3 protein-coding genes are annotated in these 2,934 nt (G+C 37.9%); all 3 read right to left on the minus strand.

All coding sequences use genetic code 11. The annotated features are described in order from the left end of the window. Positions 1 to 40: 40 nt before the first annotated feature. Genes ACTQX6_RS12530 through rsmG form a run of 3 tightly spaced genes read right to left on the minus strand, consistent with a single transcriptional unit; the run spans position 41 to position 2,392 of the window. On the minus strand, positions 41 to 913 hold the full coding sequence (locus ACTQX6_RS12530; RefSeq protein WP_271998877.1) for a ParB/RepB/Spo0J family partition protein: 873 nt from the start codon (positions 911 to 913) through the stop codon (positions 41 to 43). 5 nt (positions 914 to 918) lie between these two features. Further along, positions 919 to 1,692, minus strand: a complete 774-nt coding sequence (locus tag ACTQX6_RS12535) for a ParA family protein (protein WP_022790161.1) — start codon at positions 1,690 to 1,692, stop codon at positions 919 to 921. Between the two features lies 1 nt (position 1,693). Further along, positions 1,694 to 2,392, minus strand: coding sequence for a 16S rRNA (guanine(527)-N(7))-methyltransferase RsmG (rsmG, locus tag ACTQX6_RS12540; RefSeq protein WP_294688635.1), 699 nt, complete (start codon positions 2,390 to 2,392; stop codon positions 1,694 to 1,696). Positions 2,393 to 2,934: the final 542 nt, after the last annotated feature.

Genomic DNA, 2,934 nt, shown 5'->3' on the forward strand with positions numbered 1-2,934 from the left:
AAGATAAGCTTTGACAAATTCCTCCACAAAAAAAGGAAGATTACTCTTCCTCAATCAGATGTAAAAGCTCTAAAAGTCGAGTTAAATCTTCCTTGTCTTGATAATGAATCGAAACCGAATGTGCTGAAATAGAAACAGACGTCTGAAAATATTCTTCCAATTTACTTTTCGCATCTCTAACATACGGATCTTCTTCCGGTTTTGGTTCTGTGACCTTTTTAGAAGTCTTATCTTTTACAATTTGTTCGACTTTACGAACCGATAAGCCCTGCTCGATTGCCTGCTTTGCTACTTTACGCATATCCAGTTCATTTTTTAATCCCAGCAAAGCGCGCACATGCCCCATTGTCAATTTCTTTTGTACAACCAAATCTTGTACATCTTCCGGCAGCTTCAACAAACGAAGCGTGTTTGTGATATGTTCTCGGGATTTTCCGACACGATTGGCAAGTTGCTCCTGCGTATAGTTCAGTCGATGCATAAGTTGTTCATACGCTTTTGCTTCTTCGATGACGTTTAGATCTTCTCGCTGAATATTCTCCAGTAAAGCGATCTCCATCATTTCCTGATCGCTAAAGTTAACAACAATCGCCGGTATTTCTTTTAATCCTGCTAATTTGCTGGCACGAAGCCTTCGTTCGCCGGCAATCAGATCATAGCCCTGAATGCTCTTTTTTACCAGGATCGGTGTAAACACCCCATGTTGTGCAATACTTTGACTCAGCTCCTGTAAGGCTTCATCATTAAATACTTTTCGAGGCTGATAAGGATTAGGTCGAATCTGATCGACATCGATTTTTGTCTGTTCCTGTGATTCTGTATGTACTTCACCATTTTGAATCTCATCCAGCACTTTTGAAATGTCCTGTCCGAAAAGCTGATTCAAACCCTTTCCCAAACGGTTATTATCCATAAGCACTACCCCCTCTCGTTACGTTTTACTAATTCTTTTGTCAGTTCTCCATACGCCTTAGCCCCTGCACTGGTCACATCATATTCAAAAATGGACATGCCGCGTGAAGGTGCTTCAGATAATTTGATATTTCTTGGAATACTGGTCTGATAAACCTGCTTGCCGAAATTTTGCCGTACATCCTGTGAGACTTCAACGCTTAGTTTTGTACGGATATCAAACATAGTCATTAAGATTCCTTCAATTCTAAGATCTGGATTGTAAAGTTGCTGAACCAAACGGATTGTCAATAAAAGCTGTGTCACACCTTCCAATGCATAATATTCACACTGAACCGGTATCAATACGCTGTCTGCCGCCGTTAAGGCATTGGTATTTAAGATTCCCAGGCTGGGTGGACAATCAATAATGATATAGTCATATTGATCTTTTATAGAAGCCAACCGTTTTTTTAAAATCTGTTCTTTTCCATTGCCAATCTTGTCCAGTTCCAGATCCGCTCCGGCCAATGTTATATTGGCCGGTAAAATATCAATAGCTGGTTCTTGTTTATGTACGATGACTTGTTCTGGATCCATATCTTCTAAAAGCACATTGTAGATGCTTGGCTGTCCTCTTTTGGTAATAGCCAAAAGTCCCTGCGAAGCATTTCCCTGCGCATCAAAGTCAATTAAAAGAACTTTTTTGCCCATATAGGACAATCCACTGCTTAAATTGATAGCGGTCGTCGTTTTCCCAACACCACCTTTTTGGTTAGAAATCGCAATTACTTTTGACATACTACCCTCCTAAAGGCTTCTTTTTGATTTGTCCATAATTTCTCGGATATTTTAAAGAAGTCTTTTTCTTTTTTGTGAAATATAAATTGATATGTTGCGCATCTTCAATCTGAAGTGTTTCACTTCGATCAAATTGAAGCCCTAATACTTCCATGGCTTTTTTTGCCTCTTCCAGCTCTTCCAGTCCACTTTTCCCTTTCAAGAAGACCAATCGTCCGTTTACTTTACATAAAGGAGTGCAAAGCTCCAATAAGATATTCAACCGAGCCACTGCTCTGGCACTGATGCAGTCAAAAACTTCACGATGATTTTTGGCAACATCCTCGGCCCGCAGATTTAAGACTTCGATTTCTTTTAAGCCTAATTCCTGGATCACATGTTCCAAAAAGCGGCATCTTTTTTGTAACGGTTCGATCATCGTACATTGTATTTGCGGAAATACGATCTTCACCGGCAGGCATGGAAATCCTGCTCCACTTCCGACATCACAAAAACTGGAAATAGAAAGATACTTAAAAGGAAGAATTGAATCTAAAAAGTGCTTTTCCCAAATTTCTTCCGGATCGGTTATGGCCGTCAGATTCATCTTCTCGTTCCATTCCAATAAAAGTTCCATATATCGCTTTAATTGTTCAATTTGCTTGTCTTCTATAGAAATCCCATAATTCATACAAGCTTCTTTAAATGTAATTTGATTCATTCTGTTTCTCCGTGCGATGTCATTATATCAAAGATCGTTTCCTAGGAGTAGTCTATCTTTAAAACTGACATTATTCATGTTTATAAGATAACTATGGTTATTGTTTCATTCTACTCACAAATCATAAATTTCCTGTATTTGTTGTTCTATGTAGCCTAATGCACGCATTTTCTCTTTGACTTCCTAATTCGTCTCTTCCTTGATTGATCATTCTTCTTTTATAACTGCCAAGTTCATGAGTGACTTCGACTCTTTCTTCCCTGATAGATCACACCATTGATAAAGCTTGCGAATACTTCTTTATCTTCAAATAATTTCTTTGTAATACTGTCTTTGTTCACACTCCACCTCCTTTTTTATATGCTTTTTGAAGATCTTCTGTATTTTATATACGAATAAAAATTCAAAGTTCAGACTTTTTTTTGAAAAAATTCGCTAAATTCAACTAAAAAGTTGATGATTCAACATGAATAGCGTCAGATTCAGGGATATTCTTTGATATATAAAGGAGATTCCCTATGATCAACGAAACATTCTTGAAC

The organism is Faecalicoccus sp. LCP19S3_E2 (assembly GCF_052121255.1).
Taxonomy (GTDB): domain Bacteria; phylum Bacillota_I; class Bacilli_A; order Erysipelotrichales; family Erysipelotrichaceae; genus Faecalicoccus.